Origin of the sequence: Hallerella porci, assembly GCF_003148885.1 — a bacterium.
Classification (GTDB): domain Bacteria; phylum Fibrobacterota; class Fibrobacteria; order Fibrobacterales; family Fibrobacteraceae; genus Hallerella; species Hallerella porci.
Window position 1 is genome coordinate 5,219 of sequence record NZ_QGHD01000010.1, and the last position, 15,599, is coordinate 20,817.

Below are 15,599 nucleotides of genomic sequence, written 5' to 3' on the forward strand. Positions count from 1 at the left end.
AAGGACAACCAGTAATGCGCAAGGCGAATCCAGCAAAAATACGCTTGCGTATTTTTATTGGTGAGCCGCAGCCATAGACGCCAAAGGCGTCAAAAGCACATTCCGGTGATGCTGCACCGCGCCGCCGTGGGTTCCATCGAACGCTTCCTCTGTATTTTGATTGAAGACAGATGACAAGTCGAGTGTCGCGGTCAAACTTGTTTGACCATGACCGAGCGCAGAGAGTTTCTGTAATCTTGTTCACCACTTCGCACTTCACGCCGGCCTTCTCGTAGAACTTGGCGGTGCCTTCGGTAACGTAAATCTTGAAGCCGAGCTTCTGGAAAACGCCGCAAGCCGAATGTCGCGACAGGCCGCTTGCGGACTGGCATGACCGAGACGCATCATCTGGGGCGAAGCCCAATTCATGGGCGATTTCCCGCTGTGGCTCGCTCCGGTTCAGGCCCGCGTGCTCCCGATTTCTGAAAAGTTCGTTGACTACGCTAAGAAGGTCGAGAAGGAACTCGTGAACGCCGGCGTCCGCGTGGAAGTCGACGAATCCAACGAAAAGCTCGGCTACAAGATCCGCCAGTGCGAACTCCAGAAGGTGCCGTACAAGATTATTGTAGGCGAAAAGGAACAGGCTGAAGGCGTTATCGCAGTCAACAAGAGAAAGGAAGGCGATAAGGGTCAAATGACCGTCGCCCAGTTCTTGGAAATGACTGCTGACGACCGCAAGGTTGTTCGCTAATCGCCAAGCCCTTGTCATTGCGAGGGGCGAGCAGCCCCGAAGCAATCTCTGAAAATTTCAAACATCCGTCTTATTAGGCGGATGTTTTTTAAAGGGGAAAGCGTGGGACTATAGTCCCAACTGCTCGGCTCGATCATGCCAGCCCGCTAGCGGTCTGTCGCGATGCTCGCCTTATGCAGTTGTCCCCTGATTCGCACTTCGTTGCTCTCCACCCTTTCTAGCGGATGTACAGTCGCCGCACCCGCAAAGCCATGCAAGGCGAGTGCCGCAGCCATGCTTGCATGGCTATGGCCGAGCCGCAGGGGTTTCTGTAACGCCCGGGCTTACCCCGCCCTCCCGCCCAAAACAGAAGGCCATTGCTTTATCAGCAATGGCCTTCTGAAAAATATGTCCAACGTTTAAATTTCGAACAGTTTCATTTCCTGCTCTGTGAGCGGACGTCCCAAACTGTTTGAATAGGCAATTGCTTCATGCAAACGGAAATGTCGTTCTGTCGGAGATGGTTCAGTCAAACGACCGTCAGAAAAGTCTTCTCCGAAGCGGTCGAAATTTTCTCGCAGCGTATTACTCTTGCGTGAAGCAACGACGGGTTCGAGTTCTGCTACAATCATATTATGCCTCCTCGGGAAAATAGGTTTGAATTAGTTTCAATGCTCCATAACTGTCTATGTACATTTTTTGAGAATCGATGTTTCGCGCACCTAAAGTTTCACGATAATGTTCTACAAGATTCGTTTTTGCGGTAAATTGGATATAGCCCTCATTGCCGACATCCCAGCTTAACTTGCAAGCTATTGCAAAGAGATGAGCTCCTACGCCCTTGTATTTTCCTAAATGCCCGATATTCTCCGGAGCAGCTTCTACAATATCTACATGTGTATAAAATTGATCGCGGATATGCTTCAGTGCTATCATACCTTGCACTTGAGTGTCATCCTTCAACAACAACTCATAAACCTCATAATCGTGCTGATGTGGTATGCTCCAATCGAATTTCCACCCCTTTCGTTGTAGTGCTACGGCGTCTTTCTTTGAAATAGTTTTTAACACTAGCCGAAACTCGGTGTCGAGTTGCTCTCCAGTTTCTCGACACACTAGGCAGTTCGTAAGGGAATCTATTTGGATGTCAATTTCCATTGGGTCGTGTTATCCTTATCAGTGTAAATATACCTTTTTCGCACCTCAAAGGCAAGTTTTAGGGCGGTTCATTCCAAGTTGGAATAGCCCGTTTGCTTTACAAAATGGCACAAATTCGCCATTTTCTTCACAAAAGCGCTCTCTTTTGTTTGTTAAAGTTCAATACACTTATTTCTAGGAAACCAAAAATCATGTCCACCCCTGGGGTAATGCCTTGATAACTATAGCGGCCATTTCCTGGAGACCAGCCATTACGCGATTGACATTTAAAGTTATATGCATTCGCCAAAGATGAACAAAGGCAAATAATTAGTAAAGCCAATACTATTTTAGGTAAATAAAATTTTGCATGAATTTTCCATCTTACTGACAATCGTCCGGTCCGTTGGCAAAGTCCAATGCTCTTTTCCCGTTTTTACTCATACAGAAACCGAGATTGACACCTCCAATATATTTGATAGAACCGTTTTGTCTGTAAATCTTGAAGGGAGTTTCTCCGTTGTTTCCTATGGAAGCTAATACGCCAATTTTCATCATAGCGTCTTTTCTAGAACCGAAAATTCTAATTGCGTCAGCCGTGAAATTCAGAAAATCAACTTTATCAAGGGGTTTTTGTAATTTTGTTTCTGCGAACAGCACCTTTGCTAGCTCGCTTTCTTGATATTCGCATTCCGAATAGAAAATTCCGAAAGTCCCATAATACGAAAAATCCATATAGCCGTTATCTTCATCCCCCCAACGAGTTTCCTTTGTTCGGAATACTTGATGCTTACAACAATATTGGTCTAAAGCATAAGTTGCATAATGAATCCCGTTTTTGGAAAATTCTTTGGCATCCTTATTTTCTGATATTCTGAATTTTTCAAAGCAAGTAGTTCCTTCTTCGGGCTTTTCTTCGCCATTGTCATATTCAGGCCAGTTTTTGCTTACAAAAACGAATTCGTCCCCAAAAGAAAAACAACGGGTGTTGTAGATTTGATACTCTTCGGTGTTATCACAAATGGGATTGTCTGCAAATGCAACACTGACTATCACGCACAAAAAAAGATAGACGAAATTTTGATGCATCAGTAGTCCTTTATACAACGAACAGATACGCCTTGATATTCCTCAACAGTGTTATCTCGAACAACGTTCGTATATTGTCCTGGAAAATAATACCCCACATTACTAGAGGATGTTCTAAAAATTGCCCATTGGCCTTTATAACTAAACTCCCATCTATCCCTGCCATCTTGATACATAATACCATCGTAACGATTGTAAGAACCTGCTAATAAAATATTAAACTTGTAACGATCATCTCCCGCATAATATTTTGAACGTAATACATAGCCCGCAGTTTGTAGTCCGCCAACATAAGCAAATAGAGTTTCCCATTCTGATTCAGATGGAAGATGCCATCCAGATGGGCAGGCGTCCATTGCCGTGTAGTATGTGTAAAGCCGTCCATATTTTTTACAATTTCGATATTCGTTGTCGTAGCACCAGCTCCCATATCCGTTATCAACCGCATAATTCAGATTCTGCGCCATCCATACTTGGTTGCCAATTTTTACGGTCTTATAAATTTGACCATCTCTTTTATCCTTAAATGAACCTGCTGTAGATAAAACCGCAAAGCAAAGTATCAGTATCCCTATTTTCATCATAAAAATATCTTCCCTATTTACGATTTTTCTTTCTAGCAGACGAATTAAGGAAATCACGCAAGTAATTTCCAAACTCGGTATATTCAACTTGGTCGCAATATCCGGTGCTTGTAGTAGTCTTACAACTTACAACATTTCCACCATTATATACAATTTGTCCGTAATAACGAAATTCACCCAAAGCGTAATAGAATTTTGTCATCATAACATAGCCGTCAATTTCAACAATCAAATTGCCTTCTTGTCCAAATTGTCGCTCGTAATAACGAGCATAATTATCATTACCATTGTAAAAGTAAACATCTTGTTGAACATTTTTCAAAGTTTCACAAGATATCTTTTTGACGCGAGTACCTGAATCATAGCTTGTTCTGCGCGTTTGGAAATAGCACTGTTCAGCCAATGCCGAAGAATACAAAGCAAGAAGCATTGCTACAATAACTTTTTTCATACATCATCCCTTTCCGCCGAAGGCGGCTTACGAGAAGAACTCTCGTTCGGTAGCCTGCAACTATAGGTCGCTTCGTCACTTGCGTTTCTCACAATGACATTGCAACTTATTCGCACAATTTTTTGGAAACAAAAAAGGTGCGAAGTCGCAGGCTTACGTATTGAAGGCTCTGGTAACCCGTTAGCGATAAGCAACAGACGACCCGCACCACATGGGTGCGAGTAACGCCTTGCTCCTTGCTAACTTCAAGTTTACCAGACTTTTCAATACAGGAACAAGATTCTACTCTAAAATCATTATGTCTCCATAAATATAGCATCGTCTGCTCTACTTATTCAAAAACAAAAATGAATTTAGGCCGTCTGTCGCCAATTTTGGTCGCTTGCTAGGCGACTTCTATGTATTAGTAGGCTTTTACCCCATCGAAAAGCCGCATTTCCCGAGTAAAATTTCTTTTACTGCTCAAACAAGCATCTAGACTTGACTTCTGAGCTAAAATATTCTATACTCCCCATAGCGGTTGCACCAACATGGCATAGCAATGCAAACAAGCCGAGCATGAGTCTCAACAATTATGCAATCAATTAGCCGCAGAAGAAGGTGTAATCGAATTCCCCAAAACATTTTTCAAGGAGACTCCTATGCCTCAATATAATCATCTAAGAGAAATCTATCCTTTGGATTTTACTTTCTCCACAAACCAGGAAATACCCATTGACGGAGATACCTTTTTCAACCTATCAGAAGAAGAAAAGAAGAATATCGCACGCCTAATAGACCGGCAAAACAAGTTGTTTGATGAAAATGCTTTAACAAATTCGCCTTTACCCATTCCATTTAAAAAGCGGAACCCCTTTCTAAAATTTGATTCGCCAGACAAGGCTGCGCTAAATTGGGTATATCTTTTCAATGACGAGTCAAAAAGACGAAACCGCGAAGCAGCAACATTTATATTTGAAGACAAAAATGGAGAATATTACGCACAAAACTCCCCGGCATGGTTTGATTTAGACAGTTTCGACATTCCCACATTAAACAGAATTGCGGAAAGAGAAAGGAACTTTGACAAAGTTGTCGGCGTTGCACACACTCATGGCGCATACGACCCGAATTACGACAGCGAGAACTTTTCAAACGAATTTGATTTTGAAACCGGGATACCTTACGGAGACATTCCTTTTGCAAACGAATACAACATTCCCTTATATCTAGGAACCCCGAACGATACATTTCGTGTTTTCGTTCCAGGAGAAGGGGAAGACAAACTTTATATGGGAGACTTGAAATGAAAGCAAACAACATTTTATCCCTTTTAGTTTCTTTCGCTCTTTTTTCAGTTTACGGTTGCAACGAGAGCGAGACTAGCAAGCCACCGACCACAAAGGTTTCTGTTGTAGAAGCGGAAAAGACGATATCCTTCGCACCAAAAAATGATTTTTTGAGCGTGGTGGATTCTTCTGCAGAAATCTTCATGGATGCAAATCCCAAAAGAAACCATCCTGAAGGAAACAGGATTATTCTTAATAACGAACAGAAAACAGAGTTATCTAAGCAATTGGCAAATCTTAAAAAAACAGAAAAAAAGATATCATCCGAGACTCCCGTGGCAGGTCTACCTATAGATTTCTTTATATGTGCAATCCATTTTAGCAACAAGAACGGCACTATAACCACATTAAATTATTATTCACCAGGACGGATAGAGTCTCCTGACGGAGCCATCTGGCAATCCTCAATTCCACAGGATTTTGATAATTTTATAAAATCACTGAAATTTCGCTTTCCAATGTTAGGCCCAAACAAATATGCGGGAGATCCGTGATAAAAGCCTATGACTTGCCTTTTAGACCTGAAAAAAGTCTATATTTAGGGTATGGCATTAGCAATTCGTCCATTACCTGTCTTGGAAAACGTAGCAGCTGACCGCTTCGTTAAAAAAGCGAACCGGACGCTGAAAGCGAACAGAAAACTTGACCTGTCCAAAAAGGCCAAGGCGACCCTCTCTATTCTCAAAACAGCGAAGATTTAGCCAAATGAATTATCTTTCGACCAACTGCAGGTTGATAAAGGCTAATTCACAACTATCCTTCGGTGCTAATCGGTCGCCTTGCTGTAAGCAAGGATTTTCAAGGACATGGTATCGGTTCAGAAATCTTAGACTTTCTAAAGATTTGGTTTTCAGACTCTCACAATAAAACTGGTTGCAGGTTTCTTGCTGTTGATGCCTACAACGCCCAATCTGTCTTAAAATTCTATGGGAATAATGAGTTTTCGTTCATTTTCAAATCCGAAAACGAAGAGCGAGCTAGTTTACAGTTGCACGAGAGCGAACCTTTACGCACTCGCATGATGTGTTGCGATTTGTTCCATTACGCAGAAGCCCTTAGAAATAACAAGTAGAACTTCTTTTATGCGAATTTGAGCGGGCGTATGCTCGCTCATTTGCGTTAGGGATTCCCCAAAGGGGATAAGAACACTAAGGGAGTTAACTCCCAAGTGTTTCTATAAGTGCCCCCTTGGGACGGCGCTGTGGCGCCGTTTTAGGAGGCAGGTGTCGAGCGAAGCGAAGACAACCGCCCCTAAAATATAGCCCGACCGCACAGAATGTGCGGGAACGCCCATAAGACCAACATACGAAGTGGCCGACTTCTGCGCCCTCGTGAAGGAAATCTACCACGACTTCGGTTTCGACGATATCGTCGTGAAGTTCTCCACCCGCCCCGAAAAGCGCGTGGGTTCCAACGAAATCTGGGACAAGGCTGAAGCCGCCATCGCCGAAGCTACGAAGCTCGCCGGCCTCGACTATATTTTGAACCCGGGTGAAGGAGCCTTCTACGGCCCGAAAAGTGTGCAAAACGAGTGTCGCAGAAAAATGCTTGCATTTTTCTATGACCGAGTGCAGCCACGGACGCCATCGGCGTCAACCTCGAATTCACGCTCAAGGATAGCCTCGGTCGTGACTGGCAGTGCGGTACGATCCAGGTGGACTTCAACTTGCCGCAGCGCCTCGGCGCCGAATATGTCGGTAAGGACAACCAGTAATGCGCAAGGCGAATCCAGCAAAAATACGCTTGCGTATTTTTATTGGTGAGCCGCAGCCATAGACGCCAAAGGCGTCAAAAGCACATTCCGGTGATGTTGCACCGTGCCGCCGTGGGTTCCATCGAACGCTTCCTCGGCATTCTCATTGAAGAATTCATGGGCGATTTCCCGCTGTGGATCGCTCCGGTGCAGGCCCGCGTGCTCCCGATTTCCGAGAAGTTTGTCGATTATGCGAATAAGGTAAAAGACGAACTCGTCGCTGCTGGCGTCCGCACAGAAATCGATGAATCGAACGAAAAACTCGGTTACAAGATTCGTCAATGCGAACTGCAGAAAGTGCCGTATCTTTTGATCGTTGGCGAAAAAGAAGTGACAGATAATGTCATCTCTGTTCGCAAACGCAAAGATGGCGACAAGGGTTCGATGAGCGTGCAAGCTTTCATCGACATGACCGCAGACGATCGCAAAGTTGTCCGGTAAAATTTTCTGCAGATTTTTTGTCTGCGAAAAATGAAATGGAGCACCGCGCAAGCGGTGCTCTTTTCGTTTTAAAAATCAAAAAGAAAAATGAAAAACTAAATTTATCCTATGAATTTTTTGTTCAATTTAGTCGCAGTGCAGCCGATTCACAGCGCAAAATTTCACGGTGGCGGTTCGTATGGCGAAGTGCTTTTCCGCGCAATCGTCAAGAATTTATTTGAAACGGAACAGCCAAAAAATGTGCGGCTATTTTGTGCTTATGATGCGAAAAAATTTTTGCATCCAGAAATTGCCGAATTGTGCAAACGCTTTGCAATTCCTCTTTGCGATGTGAACGAAAAATCGCCGCAGATGGTTATCGACGAAAACGCAATCGATACATTTTACACGCCGCTTTATTCCCTCGAAAAAAAGTGGGATGTGCAAGTAAAAAATTTCAAATTCACGTGGCACGGCGTGCGGGCTCTTGAAATCGCTTACAGTCCGCTCGGCATTTCTTTCGCCAAATCTTTTTCCCAAAAAATGGAAGCGCTTGTGCGCTATCGCGAAATTTGGAAATCACAATTTTACAAACCGAAATATAATGCTTTAGCCGATCGCATCGCTCGCGGAAATGTGCAAACGATAACGGTCAGCGAACACAGTCGCGCTTCTATTCGCGCCTTTTTTCCGCAGTTAATGCAAACGGAAATTCCTGTTTTTTATAGCCCGATGGACGAAGTCTCGCCAAGCGGAAAATTGCCCGCAGGAATTCTTCCGAAAAAATATTTCTTGCTCACGAGTGGCGCGCGCTGGGAAAAAAATAATCTGCGAGCTGTGCGCGCATTCGACGATCTCATCGAATCGCTTTCGCTTCAAAATTTTGAATACAAAGTCATCGTCACCGGCGTCACGCAAGAAAAAGTTTATCGCAGCCATTTACGGCATCCCGAAAATTTTGTTTTCCTCGGTTATGTTGAAACCGAAGAACTTGAAATGTTGCACGAAAATGCCTACGCATTTATTTTCCCGAGTTTAAACGAAGGCTTTGGTTATCCGCCGGTGCAATCGATGCGTTACGGCGTTCCTGTTGCCGCGAGCGGCACGACTTCGATTCCCGAAGTTTGCGGCGACGCTGCAATTTACTTTGATCCGTATTCCGAAAGTGAAATTAAAAATCGCTTTGTGCAATTACTCGATCCTAAGATTTATCACGATTATGCAGAACGCGCCAAAAGGCGTTACGCGCAAATTCGAGAACGTCAAAATGCCGATTTAGAAAAAGCGGTAAAATGGTGCTTAACGGAAAATGAAAAATGATGCGATTCATTAAAAATCCATTTATCTTGATTACGCTTTTTGCATTCCTTTTGCAGACTGCGCTTTTTATTTTCTTTTACGCATTGCCCGATCCGCTCGGACTTTCGATGCCCGAAATGTTTTCGGGAAAAATGCTTTGGCAATTCTCAATGACTTATGGCGCCATTTTGGTTTTGTCTTCGTTATTTGCATTTGCCAAAGCGCCGCGGGCTCTTTCGATTTTTTACGTCTTTTACTTTTTCTTCGCCATCGTCGATTACGAAGTTTTTCGTTTCACGCATCAACGGCTTTCGTATTCGTATCTGCGCACCTATTTTCATTTTTCAAATATTTCGGATTCGACGACGACATCGACTCTCGGCGGGGAATTGGGAACGTATTTGTATTTGGCGGCGCTATTCTTAACGATTGCAGCGGCGATTGCTTTTTGCGTTTTCTTTACCTGGCGAAATCGAAAATTAAAGCGCGCTGGAAAATCGACGAAGCTCGTCTTCAGCAAAAAAATTCCGGTGACGATGTGTGTCTCGGGACTTGTCCTTTCGGTAATTCCGCTGATTCTTTTTTTAGCGGGAACGCGCGGTGAAAAAATAATTCCGATAATCAATTTTCCGGTGGACATGCGTTTTACTTTGGGAAAGCACACGATTACGGCTCCGATTTTGCACATTGCCGCCGAAGAAACTTTTGAATTTGTCCGCGATAATTACAAAGTCACCAACGAACTTGTTAGCGATTTAGATGCATTCCTCCCGAAAGATTTTTCCGCCAATCGAGAAAACGTTGAATATCCTGGTTACCGCAAAGAATTGACAGCGCCTTTCAAAGCGACGCATCCGTATAATATCGTTTTTATTTTTGGCGAATCATTTAAAGGGCGAATCTTTAATCAAATGCTCGAAGGCGATACCGCATTAGCGCCGAATATTTGGAAACTTGCCCGTGGCGATTATTTTAAAAATGGCGGCGGAACTCTTTGGTTCAAAAATGCATTCAGCGGAAGTTATCCGACTGTGCGTGGCACGATGGCGACGTATCTCGGTTTTCCGTCGCATCCGAATCGCGATTTGCCGAGCTTTTATGCGTCCAATCATTTCAAAGGATTTCCCGAATATCTCGTCGATTATAAACGTTTTTATGTGACGATTTCCAATCCGATTTTTGATCACACGTTGCCGTTTGTCGAAAAATTTTACGACGATTGGAAAGCTCTTGAAGATCCTGAAATCCCTGGAACGATGGATAGCCTCGGCGCAGACAATGCCATTCAAACATTGGAAAAATTGCCCGCCGATAAAAATTGGCTTCTTTTATTTAATACGATTGCAACGCACATTCCGTTCCGCAATTATCCAGAATCGTGGGCCGCAAAACCCGATGACGATGCGATGTTCCGTTATCGCAGCGCGCTTCGTTATACCGACGCCCAACTCGGCAGATTTTTCTCGGCACTTGCCGAACGCGAAGATTTCGAAAAGACGGTAATTATTTTGCTCGGCGATCACGATACGCCGGTAGATTCGGTGGATTATCATGTTCCGCAGCCGCTCGGTGTTGCTGCTGCGCGGATTTTTATCGGCATCTTTTCACCCGATTCGTCTCTCTTAAACGGTCTTCAAGTCCGCGAAGATGTCGCTTCGCAGTTGGATATTGCACCGACGATTTTGGATTTGGCACAAGTCCGTGCGCCGAGTCATTTCTGGGGCTACGATTTACTTTCCGAAATGCGTCCCGCCGAACAGCCTTCGTTATTCTACACGCAAAACGCTTACTATTTAGGCTTCCGCGATTCCGTTCTCGTCGGCGGCTTGGATAATGAAGATGTTTACGTCGGAAAGCACGAAGAATTTGTGCGCACAGAAGATTCTACCGCCAAGGCTTGGCAGAAACACGCCATCGGTGCAAGCAAAGTCCTGCGCTCTCTTTTGCGCAATGATAAAATGCAATATTTGCCTCATTAACAGTTGGAAAGTTAGTGCTTGCTGGGCTCAAAACCAAAGCGAATGTTTGAACAGTTAATTTTTGTGTAAAATTGTTCCAACTGCGAATAAGTTTTCCCTTGTAAGTAGAAAATAGTTTCTATATATTAGAAAGAGAATTTCAAAGGCTTGCCTTTGGGATGAAATTTTTCTAACGCTTGCCGCTTGGCTGTAGATAGGAGAGTTTATGCGGAAAAAGTTGGGCTTTACACTCATTGAAATGATGGTCGTGATTATGATTATCGGCCTTCTTGCTGCGGTTGGTGTTCCGGCGATTGCCAATGCGGTAGAACGCACCCGTCGCGGTGTGGACTATTATAATGCAAAATTGGTGATGAACACTTTGGAACGCGCCTTGGATACCGGTGAACTTTATTTGGAAGATGATAATCAAGAAAAAGGCATTTGGGTTTTGATGTGCCGCGACCAAAAAACTTGCACCAAGAATTATGGCAGCGGAAATTTGAAAGGGGTTTATTTCTGCGGAGCTGAAAAAAATGTAGTCATCGGCAATACGACGACGGGCGCATCGGGCTGGAATGCAGGTCGTGACTGGAATAAATTTAATACGAACGTGGAAAAACTCATTTCGGGAAATGGCGTGAATTTGGCATCTCTCAAAGTGACTTCGCATCCTGATAAGTCCTCAAAAAATCGCGCAGAATGGACAGGTTGGGATTGGATTGCGGTTCAAGTTTCCCGCGAAAAAGATGGAACGATGCGTTCTCAAATGTGGAGCGGATTTTCCGAAGATGATATCGGAAATACGCGCAGCAGAACGAAAGACCGCGGCAATACTTATATCGAAAAATATTATTGGAAATAAGGATTTTAATTCATCGTTTCTGTATGATTCAAAAACTTCGTGAAGCGTTAAACGCAGTTATTTTAGGAAAAGCAGAATCGATAGATTTGCTATTGGCCGCCCTTTTTGCGGGCGGTCATGTTCTTATTGAAGATGCACCGGGAACAGGGAAAACGACTCTTGCCAAAGCGTTAGCAAAAGTCATCGGCGCAGATTTTTCTCGCATTCAATTTACTCCGGATTTGCTTCCGGCCGATGTGACAGGCGGTGCCATTTTTCGCCCTTCGACTGGGGAATTTGAACTGCGCAAAGGTCCTGTCTTTACGGAGATTTTACTCGCTGACGAAATCAACCGTGCATCACCGAGGACGCAGAGCGCACTTCTCGAAGCGATGGAAGAATTTCAAGTTTCCATCGAAGGAAAAACTTTAAAACTTCCCGCATTGTTTATGGTTCTTGCAACGGAAAATCCGATTGAATTTCATGGCGTATTTCCGCTGCCCGAAGCGCAGATGGACCGCTTTTTAGTGCGGCTTTCTCTCGGGTATCCGACTGCCGAAACGGAACTCGGCATTTTGCGTTCGCACCGCACTGAAACGCCGATTGAAAAATTGCAACCGGAGACAACTCCCGCAGAAATTTTGCGCATTCGCGAACAAGTCAAGCAAATTTTTGTCGAAGAATCTTTGGAAAATTACATTGTTACTTTGGTGCAGAAAACGCGGAGCCACGCAGAAATTCGTTTGCCGGCAAGTCCGCGGGCTGGGCTTTCTCTTTTGCGGATGGCGCAAGCTCTCGCTTGGATGGACTCGCGGAATTTTGTCAAACCCGACGATATTTTGCGGGCGTATTTCCCTGTAATGGCACACCGCATTTTTGCAAAAGATGCCGACGAAGGCGCCGTGCAAAAAATTTTAGACGAAATTAAAAATCAAGTGCGCATTCCCGCTTAAATTTTTGGCGGATCGATGAAACGATTGCTAAAAACTCTTCGATTTTTGAAAAAAGAATATCCGAAAATGTCCCGCAAAACGGGAGTTTTAATGTATTTCTTTTTCTTTTGGGATGAACGTTTGACGGCGCTCGGACACACTCTTTCGGTGTTTCTTTTCTTTTCGCTTTTTATGATTTGGGCGCCGGGTGCGATGGCGGTAAAAGCGTTTTTATTTTTCTGCGATGCGCTTTTAATGACTTCAATTTTTCTTTTGTGGCCGACGAAAAAATTGCAAATCAAAAATGTCCGCATGGAAAATGCTATCGAAGGAAATGCGGCAAAAATCTCTGCAATCGTCGAAGGCGAAAAATTTTTTCGGGCGGTGCGATTGGGCTCTTATCGAATGCATCCGGCATTAAAATTTTTACCCGCTGAAAATTTTCGTCCGCTTCCCGCTTTTGTTTCCGAAGAATTTTTTGCAAAAGTGCAGACGAGTCGGCGCGGCGTTTTTGAATTGCCGCATATCGCAGTCGCCATTCCCGATGCATTGGGCGTCGCCACGATTTTAAAAGTCTTTCCCGAAAAAAAAGAATTGGTCGTTTATCCGCAAAAAATTTCGGTGAACTCGTTGAATTTTTTGAGCTTAGGAATTAGCGGGCGCGCATTTGCGCCGTATTTGCGTCCGGAATTTCAACGTGGACAAGATTTCGTAGGCGTCCGCGAATATTGTGAAGGCGATTCTCTCCGCGATTTACATCACAAAGCTTTTGCGCGTTACGGAAAACCGTTTACAAAAGAATTTGCCTTTGAACGCGGCCGCGGAATCGTTCTGCTTTTGGATATTGCATGTGAAAAATTAGCGGATAAAGCGCGTGTCGAAAATGCGGTGCGTTTATGCGCAGGCGTTGTCGAATGGCTTGCGTCGCGTTCTCTTCTCGGCAGATTTTTCATCGGGAATCGAGAAATTACGCAGACAAAAAATTCGCCGTTGGAATCGGTGATGGACGCGCTTGCGCGCGCTCCGTATCCAGAACTAGGCAAAGAATTTCCGAAGCCAGAACGCTGGGCGCCTGCGGCGCGCCCGATGGCACCCGTGCTTTCTATTTCGGTGTTGCCGTTAACGTCGGATTTGATTACGAAGCAAATTATTGTCGCCGAAGAAAATGCAGAATCCGATTCCGTTTTGCAAATTGCAATTTCTTCTGCGCAAGGAGTTTCGTTATGAAACTTCTTTGGGAAATGCTTTTTCTCTTCAGCGTAATTTTAACGCTTTCCATTTCTTCGGAAATTTACGGGCTCGGAATTCCTGCGATTTGCTTTTTGATTTTTGCATTTCAAAAACGGCGACTCGGAAAAATTTTTGCTTACCGAAAAAGCGTTGCTTATTTAGCGATTGTGCCGTTTGCGTTTTGGTGGTTTTTATCGCCGTCGCAGAATGGCGTTTTTTCGCAGTGGCTTTTGATTATTCCTTCTTGGTATTTTTTATTTCTCGCTTTGTGGCAATGGAAAAGTGTTGGACGCGGCGGTTATTCGGTTTTTGTTTATTGGAATGCGTTATTCGTTTTATTGCTTTCGCTTCGCGAATGGAATGCGGTAACTCTTGGCTTTCTCGCTCTAGCATTTTTATTTCTTCTTTTTGCAACTGCGCCCGCATTAAAACGCCCAAAAAATTGGCTGCAACTTTTGCTTTCCATTTTACTCGCTGGATTTTTTGTTTCGTCATTTCAAAGGCTTTATGAATGGCGACAGAAACGTTATATGTCGGGTGCGTGGGAAGAAAATTATCGCGAAGAACGCTCGATGATGGGATTTTCCAATGTGGCAGCGCTCGGTTCTTTTGAACGCAATTTTTCGTCAAAACGAAATGCGCAAATTGTGCTTCGCCTTTTTACCGATCGGGCGCCGACTTATTTGCGGGCAGTTGCTTACGGCGATTATTCTGCGGGCATTTGGAATTTGCCGAAAAGTGAAACGTGGCTTTTCCCAGAACGTTACATCGGCGATTATGCGGTTTTTGGTTCGGCGGATTCGGCGAAGGCGACTTGGGTGCAATCTGCGTTAAGCACATTTGATTTTGCGTTTGCGCCGCCGGGCGCTGCGGTGGCTTTGAAAGAAGCGGATTCGGTCAAACGCATTGCGGGCAATTCATTTTATCTTTCCGAAGAAAATAAAAGCGATTGGTATTATGTCGAATCGAATTTTTTGGATACCGCAGAAACAGAAAAATTTTTGAATACGCCACATCGATTGGATTCTTTGTTAAATGAAATTTGCGCAGCGATGCATCTTGATTCTTCGGATCAAGCGAAAATGGCGACGCAAAAAATTCGGCAATATTTTCTTGAAAATTTTTCGTATTCGTTGCAAATGCCGCGGCGAAAATCGGGCGAAGAACCGCTGATTTTATTTTGGAAAAATCGCAAAGGATTTTGTGAATACTACGCAACTCTTTCGACTTTACTTTTGCGCAAATTGAAAATTCCCGCGCGTTATGTTGTAGGATTTGCAAATCCAGAAGTCGCTGAAAGCGGCGGCTATTTTGTTTTCCGAAGAAATCGTTCGCACGCTTGGGTCGAAGTTTTTGACGGAGAATGGAAAATTTTTGATCCGACTCCGCCGATTCCTTTTGAATCGCATTCCGCAGGATTTTTTGAAAAGTGGAGCGAAAAATTCAAAGCAAAATGCGTTTACGGAATGCATTTATTGCGCGACGGAAATTGGCGAAAATCTCTCGACTCTTGGAGTAATGCGGTGGAAGCGCTACTCAAAAGCACTTGGTTTTATTCGGGAATTTTCGTTTTTGCGTTAATGATTACTTTGTATGTAGTCGTAAAACGCCATCTTCGTCAAAAGCAGAAAAAATCGCAGAATTTAAAAATCCAAGAATTGCAAAAATTGCTGCGGAAAACCGAAAAAGTTTTGGCGCATTTTGGGTTCGTCCGTGCGCCCGCTGAAACGGTTTCGCAATTTATTTTGCGATTAGAAAAAGCGAAAACGCAGAGAATTCTTTCGCCAAAGAAAATGGCGCACTTAGAAAGTGCGCTCCAGAATTTACAGAAATATGAAAACGAAAGATGGTGCAGATAAATTCTG

The 15,599-nt window shown here is 44.0% G+C and carries 17 protein-coding genes and 1 pseudogene; 12 read left to right on the plus strand and 6 right to left on the minus strand.

The window, feature by feature from the left end; translation table 11 throughout:
- Window positions 1-403, minus strand: a 403-nt coding sequence (locus tag B0H50_RS13315; RefSeq protein WP_233244557.1) for a hypothetical protein, incomplete at its 3' end; no start/stop codon positions are given.
- Window positions 404-406: 3 nt separating this feature from the next.
- On the opposite strand from B0H50_RS13315, the gene B0H50_RS13320 reads away from it, so the two are divergent.
- Window positions 407-730, plus strand: a complete 324-nt coding sequence (locus B0H50_RS13320; RefSeq protein WP_233244558.1) for a His/Gly/Thr/Pro-type tRNA ligase C-terminal domain-containing protein — start codon at window positions 407-409, stop codon at window positions 728-730.
- 398 nt (window positions 731-1,128) lie between these two features.
- On the opposite strand, the gene B0H50_RS06380 is transcribed toward B0H50_RS13320, so the two are convergent.
- The 5 genes from B0H50_RS06380 to B0H50_RS06400 all read right to left on the minus strand — a co-directional run bounded on the left by B0H50_RS06380 (window position 1,129) and on the right by B0H50_RS06400 (window position 3,970).
- A complete protein-coding gene (locus B0H50_RS06380; protein ID WP_073305392.1) occupies window positions 1,129-1,341 on the minus strand; it encodes a hypothetical protein in 213 nt (70 codons plus the stop codon).
- A 1-nt stretch (window position 1,342) separates the two neighbouring features.
- Window positions 1,343-1,780, minus strand: a complete 438-nt coding sequence (locus tag B0H50_RS06385; RefSeq protein ID WP_199219615.1) for a hypothetical protein — start codon at window positions 1,778-1,780, stop codon at window positions 1,343-1,345.
- A gap of 450 nt (window positions 1,781-2,230) precedes the next feature.
- Entirely contained in the window at window positions 2,231-2,902 is a 672-nt protein-coding gene (locus tag B0H50_RS06390; protein ID WP_146193701.1) for a hypothetical protein, read from the minus strand.
- 32 nt (window positions 2,903-2,934) lie between these two features.
- Window positions 2,935-3,576, minus strand: coding sequence for an FISUMP domain-containing protein (locus tag B0H50_RS06395; protein ID WP_233244559.1), 642 nt, complete (start codon window positions 3,574-3,576; stop codon window positions 2,935-2,937).
- Window positions 3,533-3,970 (minus strand): hypothetical protein, encoded by a 438-nt coding sequence (locus B0H50_RS06400; protein ID WP_109587442.1) that lies wholly within the window; start codon window positions 3,968-3,970, stop codon window positions 3,533-3,535. The genes B0H50_RS06395 and B0H50_RS06400 overlap by 44 nt, the downstream gene beginning before the upstream one ends.
- Window positions 3,971-4,611: 641 nt before the next feature.
- Here B0H50_RS06400 and B0H50_RS06405 point away from each other — a divergent pair.
- The 11 genes and pseudogenes from B0H50_RS06405 to B0H50_RS06450 all read left to right on the plus strand — a co-directional run bounded on the left by B0H50_RS06405 (window position 4,612) and on the right by B0H50_RS06450 (window position 15,593).
- Window positions 4,612-5,259, plus strand: coding sequence for a DUF4329 domain-containing protein (locus B0H50_RS06405; RefSeq protein ID WP_109587443.1), 648 nt, complete (start codon window positions 4,612-4,614; stop codon window positions 5,257-5,259).
- Window positions 5,256-5,792, plus strand: coding sequence for a hypothetical protein (locus tag B0H50_RS06410; RefSeq protein WP_109587444.1), 537 nt, complete (start codon window positions 5,256-5,258; stop codon window positions 5,790-5,792). The genes B0H50_RS06405 and B0H50_RS06410 overlap by 4 nt, the downstream gene beginning before the upstream one ends.
- Window positions 5,793-5,843: 51 nt before the next feature.
- The gene (locus B0H50_RS13325; protein ID WP_158275889.1) at window positions 5,844-5,999 is read left to right on the plus strand and encodes a hypothetical protein; all 156 of its coding nucleotides are present in this window, start codon (window positions 5,844-5,846) and stop codon (window positions 5,997-5,999) included.
- Window positions 6,000-6,061: 62 nt separating this feature from the next.
- On the plus strand, window positions 6,062-6,370 hold the full coding sequence (locus B0H50_RS13860) for a GNAT family N-acetyltransferase (RefSeq protein WP_198514846.1): 309 nt from the start codon (window positions 6,062-6,064) through the stop codon (window positions 6,368-6,370).
- A 205-nt stretch (window positions 6,371-6,575) separates the two neighbouring features.
- Window positions 6,576-7,492 (plus strand): annotated as a pseudogene (locus B0H50_RS13865) (His/Gly/Thr/Pro-type tRNA ligase C-terminal domain-containing protein); the annotation flags it as partial.
- A 108-nt stretch (window positions 7,493-7,600) separates the two neighbouring features.
- Window positions 7,601-8,791, plus strand: a complete 1,191-nt coding sequence (locus B0H50_RS06425) for a glycosyltransferase (RefSeq protein ID WP_106198518.1) — start codon at window positions 7,601-7,603, stop codon at window positions 8,789-8,791.
- Window positions 8,788-10,749, plus strand: a complete 1,962-nt coding sequence (locus tag B0H50_RS06430) for an LTA synthase family protein (protein ID WP_233244566.1) — start codon at window positions 8,788-8,790, stop codon at window positions 10,747-10,749. The genes B0H50_RS06425 and B0H50_RS06430 overlap by 4 nt, the downstream gene beginning before the upstream one ends.
- A gap of 205 nt (window positions 10,750-10,954) precedes the next feature.
- Window positions 10,955-11,593 (plus strand): type II secretion system protein, encoded by a 639-nt coding sequence (locus B0H50_RS06435; protein WP_109587446.1) that lies wholly within the window; start codon window positions 10,955-10,957, stop codon window positions 11,591-11,593.
- Window positions 11,594-11,616: 23 nt separating this feature from the next.
- Window positions 11,617-12,525, plus strand: a complete 909-nt coding sequence (locus tag B0H50_RS06440) for an AAA family ATPase (protein ID WP_106198520.1) — start codon at window positions 11,617-11,619, stop codon at window positions 12,523-12,525.
- A 15-nt stretch (window positions 12,526-12,540) separates the two neighbouring features.
- Complete coding sequence (locus B0H50_RS06445) at window positions 12,541-13,731, plus strand: DUF58 domain-containing protein (RefSeq protein WP_109587460.1); 1,191 nt, start codon at window positions 12,541-12,543, stop codon at window positions 13,729-13,731.
- Window positions 13,728-15,593: a transglutaminase-like domain-containing protein gene (locus B0H50_RS06450; RefSeq protein WP_158256468.1), complete on the plus strand. Its 1,866-nt coding sequence runs from the start codon at window positions 13,728-13,730 to the stop codon at window positions 15,591-15,593. Before B0H50_RS06445 ends, B0H50_RS06450 begins: the two co-directional genes overlap by 4 nt.
- Window positions 15,594-15,599 lie beyond the last annotated feature (6 nt).